This is a genomic window from Micromonospora sp. 4G55 (assembly GCF_016803375.1).
This window is the reverse complement of the sequence record NZ_JAEVHN010000682.1, coordinates 1-3,232: the sequence shown is the minus strand read 5'-3', so window position 1 is coordinate 3,232 and position 3,232 is coordinate 1. Positions and strand designations below refer to the sequence as shown.

Here is a 3,232-nt window from a genome sequence, read left to right as displayed (position 1 = left end):
GGGGGCGTACCCGGGTGCCGTGCCGGCCGGCGGTGACGACCAGGCCCCGCTGGCGCAGCTCCTGATAGGCCCGGGCGACGGTGGCCGGACTGACCCCCAGCTCGGTGGCGAGCGCCCGGACGGCGGGCAGCGGACCACCCGGGGCCAGCGCATCGGCCCGGATGCCGGATTCCACGCTCGCCGAAATGGCGGCCGACGTGCTGCCACTGATCTGATAACGTACTGCCACAGTTTGAAGATTGTACTAGAACAAAGGTGGGATGTCGCATGTACGCCCCGACCCCGCGCACCACGGCCTGCCGCTCCCGCGACCGGATGAGCTACGACCCGACCGCCGTGCACGCGGTGCTCGACGAGGCGTACCACTGCGTGCTCGGGTTCACCGTCGACGGCGAGCCCCGGCTGCTGCCCACCCTGCACGTGCGGATCGGCGACACCCTCTACCTGCACGGCTCCACCGGCAGCCGGCCGCTGCTCACCGCCCGCGGCGACGACGGGCTGCGGGTCTGCGTCACCGTCACCCTGCTCGACGGGCTGGTCTACGCCCGCTCGCAGTTCCACCACAGCGCCAACTACCGGTCGGTGGTCGCGCACGGCACCGCCCACCTGGTCACCGACGACGCCGAGAAGTCACGGATGCTGACCGCCCTGGTGGAGAAGGTCGCCGCCGGTCGCAGCGCCGACAGCCGCCCGCCGAGCCGCCGGGAGCTGGCCGAGACGGCCGTGCTGGCGCTGCCGCTGCGCGAGGTGTCGCTGCGGTCCCGCACCGGTGGGGTCCGCGACGACCCCGCCGACCTCGACCTGCCGTACTGGGCCGGGGTGGTGCCGCTGCGGTTGACCGCCGGGCTGCCGGAACCGGACGCGGGCGTCACCGCGCCGGTGCCGGCGGGACTGCGCAGTGCCGGGTCGCCGTGGCGGGAGGCGGCGATCCTGCGGGGCGAGCACGTGCTGCTGGAACCGCTGGACCTGGCCCACGCCGACGAGCTCTTCACCGCCACCGCCGAACCGGAGGTCTGGGCGCACCTGACCCACCTGCTGCCCACCGACCCGGCCGCCATGAGGGAGATCGTCGCGGGCGCGCTGGCCGCCGGGCACCGGGGCGAACGGGTGCCCTGGGTACAGCGCTGCGCGCGGACGGGCGCGGTGGTCGGCACCACCTCGTACTACGACATCGACCCCGAGCGGCGGGCGGTCGCCATCGGCCACACCTGGCTCGGCCGGCCCTGGTGGCGCAGCGGGATCAACACCGAGGCCAAGCTGCTGCTGCTCGGCCGCGCCTTCGACCAGCTCGGCGCGGTCCGGGTGGCGTGGCACACCGACATCCGCAACACCCGCTCGCAGGCGGCGATCGAGCGCCTGGGCGCCACCCGGGAGGGCGTGCTGCGGATGCACCGGCAGCGCCCGGACGGCTCCTGGCGGGACACCGTGCAGTACGCGATGACCGTCGAGGAGTGGCCGAACGCACAGGCCAGGCTGCGGGAAAGGCTTCGCCGTACGGCACCCGTGGCGTGATGATGGCGGGCGTGCTGGGCATCACCGACATCTGGACGTACGTGCTGGGGACCGTGGCGATCATTCTGCTGCCGGGGCCGAACTCGCTCTTCGTGCTCTCCACCGCCGCGAAGCGGGGTGTGGGGGCCGGCTACCGGGCGGCGGGTGGGGTGTTCGTCGGCGACGGGGTGCTGATGTTCCTCTCCGCCGCCGGGGTGGCGTCGCTGCTCAAGGCGTACCCGCCGCTCTTCCTGGTGATCAAGTACGCGGGTGCGGCGTACCTCGGGTATGTCGGGCTGACGATGCTGCGCGGCGCCTGGCGGCGCTGGCGCGACCGCAACGACCCGGCGGCGCCGCGGCTGATCGACGCCGCGGAGCCGGCGGCGATGCGCAGCCCGTTCCGCAAGGCGTTGGTGATCAGCCTGCTCAACCCGAAGGCGATCCTCTTCTTCATCTCGTTCTTCATCCAGTTCGTCGACCCCGGATACGCCTGGCCGGCGCTGTCGTTCCTGCTGCTCGGGCTGATCGCCCAGGTCACCAGCGCGCTCTACCTGACCGCGTTGATCTTCATGGGCACCTTCCTGGCCGCCCAGTTCCGGCGCCGCCGGCGGCTGGCCGCGAGCGCGACCACCGGCGTCGCGGTGCTCTTCCTCGGCTTCAGCCTCAAGCTCGCCACCGCCTCGGTCTGACCCCGACCGGGGTGACGCCCCGGGATGGCGTGCCGTCCACCCCGCCCTGGTCTGACACCGGCGGGACGGCGCGTCAAGGTGCCGTCGCCACCGCCTCGGGCAGACACCCGGGCGGGGTCTCAGGTGCCGTCGCCGCCGCCACCGCCGACTCCCCCGCTCCCGGCGGTGCCGCCGAGGCCGTAGCCGGGCGCGACCGGTTCGTCGGGATGGCGGCTGACGTGGGCGGACTCGCTGATCTGGGCGGACCAGTCGGCGTGCGAGGCGGCCGCCGCGTGCCGGTTGATCGGCCTCCCGCAGCCAGCCGTCCACGACCGGCACCCAGTCCCGCTGGTCGGCGCCCGTGTGCCAGACCCGGAAGCGGCTGATGCTCTGGTGGCTGATCCCGGTCAGCGACAGCCGGCGGTCCAGCCAGAGGACCACCTCCAGGCCGGCCGAGTTCGCCACGAAGATCACCTCCAGCTCGGTGATCGGGCCGGCGTAGAGCGGTCCCACCCAGTAGCCGAGTCGCTGGTGCACCGGCAGCGCCTGCTCGACGCCGGGCAACCGGCCGTGCGACAGGCCGGCCTGCCGGATCAGGAAGCCGAGCGTGTCCAGTGCGGCGAGGATGTGCTGCTGGGTGGGGAGCGGATGGACGAAGACCGGCACCATCGCCCCCTGGTCCAGCTCGGGGTCGACCGACACCTCGGTCCGTAGCCCGGTGCGCATGCTCATCAGGGGCACCCCACCGAAGATCGTCACCGGGGTCTCCCAGGGCAGCGGCAGGGCGAAGTCGATCGCCCGGCGTCGTCCCGCCGGCACCACGAACCGGCCGCCGATGGGCACCTGGTGGTACTGCACCAGTCGCCGTGGACTGTGCGGATCGTCCGATTCCGCCGTGGCGACCAGGCCCAGCCGTACGTGCCGGATCGGCACGTCGTCCGGCCCGGCGGCGAGCGTCACCCGCCCCGGCAGCCGCAGCCCCGGCCGGGTGCTCGGATTGGTCAGCGTGGTGCTCACCGAGAGCCCGGTCCACCCGGACTCCCGCGCCACCCCGGTCACCCGCACGCCCGCGC

At 73.5% G+C, this 3,232-nt stretch carries 3 protein-coding genes and 1 pseudogene; 2 read left to right on the top strand and 2 right to left on the bottom strand.

Annotated features, from left to right (window positions below; genetic code table 11):
• Positions 1–229: GntR family transcriptional regulator (locus tag JNW89_RS32295; protein WP_238451939.1), on the bottom strand; the 229-nt coding region annotated here is incomplete at its 3' end.
• Between the two features lie 38 nt (positions 230–267).
• Here JNW89_RS32295 and JNW89_RS32290 point away from each other — a divergent pair.
• Positions 268–1,512 carry a bifunctional pyridoxamine 5'-phosphate oxidase family protein/GNAT family N-acetyltransferase gene (locus tag JNW89_RS32290; protein ID WP_238451938.1) on the top strand — a complete coding sequence of 415 codons (1,245 nt, stop codon included), beginning with the start codon at positions 268–270 and terminating at the stop codon, positions 1,510–1,512.
• Positions 1,512–2,180 (top strand): leucine efflux protein LeuE, encoded by a 669-nt coding sequence (gene leuE / locus JNW89_RS32285; protein ID WP_088963369.1) that lies wholly within the window; start codon positions 1,512–1,514, stop codon positions 2,178–2,180. Before JNW89_RS32290 ends, leuE begins: the two co-directional genes overlap by 1 nt.
• Positions 2,181–2,299: 119 nt before the next feature.
• On the opposite strand, the pseudogene JNW89_RS32280 reads toward leuE, so the two are convergent.
• Positions 2,300–3,224: pseudogene (locus JNW89_RS32280) on the bottom strand (sporulation protein).
• Positions 3,225–3,232 lie beyond the last annotated feature (8 nt).